The sequence below is a fragment of the Chitinivorax tropicus genome, assembly GCF_014202905.1.
GTDB lineage: Bacteria > Pseudomonadota > Gammaproteobacteria > Burkholderiales > SCOH01 > Chitinivorax > Chitinivorax tropicus.
Map to the genome: position 1 here is coordinate 55143 of NZ_JACHHY010000024.1, position 2020 is coordinate 57162.

General features: G+C 60.4%; 1 protein-coding gene. It reads left to right on the top strand.

Annotation, left to right across the window (positions count from 1 at the left end; translation table 11 throughout):
• Positions 1-2020, top strand: a 2020-nt coding sequence (locus HNQ59_RS16550; protein ID WP_184041503.1) for a hypothetical protein, incomplete at both ends; no start/stop codon positions are given.

A 2020-nucleotide genomic window follows, 5' to 3' on the forward strand; every position in this document is an offset into this window, starting at 1 on the left:
TCGAACAGAGCGGCACGCTGGCAGCAGGGATTGACACAGCAGGCAACGCCACCCAAGCAGGCTCCCTGACACTGCAGGCCAATGGGCAATTGACAGCAATTGGCACACAATTGGCAGGCGGAGCTATCACGGCAACGGGCACAGATATCCGCCTGGGCGGCCAAGCGCAGGCGGCACAAGTCAGCGCGACCGCTCAGGCAAGCCTGCACAACGAAGCGGAACTGCGCAGCCGCAGTTTTGTTGGCTTGACTGCAGGCACTCAATTGACCCAGGCTGGCAAAGTCATCGCCAGTCAGGATGTGGATCTGACAGGTCAAGACATCACCCAAACCGGCACACTGGCAGCGGGCGTAGACGCCAACAACAAGCCCACACTCAATGGTCGCCTGCGTTTACAAGCCAATCGCAACCTAGTCGCCACTGGTAAACAACTGAGTGGTGGTCAACTCGTTGTGTCTGGTCAGAGCCTGAAACTGGCTGGGGAGACACTGGCCAGAACCGTCGATGCACAAGCAACGGGCACACTTGCAACCGCTGGTAAGCTGATCAGCCAGGGTGGGCTCATCAATCTGAAGGCACGGGATATCGACCAGCAAGCCGATGCACGTGCCGAAGGCAGCCTGACTTTGTCTGCCGATGAAACACTGGTGCAGTCTGGCACTTTGTCCGCGCTGGACGACGCAACCCTGACCGCCAAGCAGCTGCAACAGAGCGGTACCGTAGCCGCAGGGGTGGATCGACAAGCACAGCTCACCCGAGTCGGTAAGGTATCGCTGAGTGCCGCAGACAAGCTGGCCGTTACCGGACAACTGCTGGCTGGCGGTGATGTACAACTGGCCGCCCAACAGCTGGAGCTGGGGGGCGTTACCCAGGCCAAGCAACTCTCAGCCACCAGCCAAGGTGACCTGAATCTTTCTGGTGCCCAGCGCATCAGTGGCGATATCACCCTCACCAGCCAAGGGGCATTGAGTCAACGCGCAGTCAATGGCGTGGCGGCCCAACTTGCCACACGCGGCCATGTCAACCTGACGGCTGGCAAACAAGCCCGCTTCAATGGCAGCCTGGTAGCGGGTGGCAATGTGGCCATCCGCGCGGAAAATCTGGTGCAGGAAGCAGGAGCGATAGGCGCAGGGATCGATGCCCAAGGCAAGCCGACCCAAAACGGCCAGCTGACTCTGACTGCACAGCAGAACTTGCAAACACAGGGGGCCTTGCTGGCCGGGGGAGCCATCCAACTGACCGGTGATTCGGTGCAGCTGGGGCAGGGTGACGCGCTGGCACAAAACATCGCCATCAAAGCCATACAAGGGAATGTGTCGATTGGTGGCAATGTACGGGCCGATCAGTCTTTACAGATCAACACTGTGGCCACACTGAACCACCTGGGCGGTGATCTGGTCGGGCAACAGCTATCGATTTTTGGCAATAACTTGATCAACAGCGCAGGCCGCATCGTGCAGCGTGGCAATGGTGCGCTCAATCTGAATCTGGCTGGTCTGCTGGACTTGCAAGATGGGCTGATTGCCGCCGAAGGCCATCAAGCCACCATCCTGGCCCGTCGTGCGCAGCTGAATGGCGCACTGACCCACTTCGGCGCAGGCAAGCTGTCCTTGACGTTCCACGACTGGCTGCGGAACCAGGGGAGGGTGGTCAGCCAAGGCGAGCTGACGCTGAGTACCGCACAACTGGACAACCAGCAAGGCCGGATCGAGGGGGCTGCCAGCAGCATCACCACACAACAACTCGACAACCGACAAGGTGAAATCAAGGCGACTGGTCAAGGCGCGCTGTCGCTGACGGTCGCGGGCCAGCTCAACAACCAGGGCGGGCTGCTGGGTGGCAATCAAGCCGTCACCGTCCGAGCAGGCCAGCTCGACAACAGCCAACATGGCGCGATGTTGGCGCTGGACACCCTGACTATCGAGGCCACCCAGGGTGACATCAATCTCGACCAGGAAGGCCGCCTGACCGCAGGCCGCCACCTGCAGCTGACCGCCGCTGGCAAACTGATCAACACGAA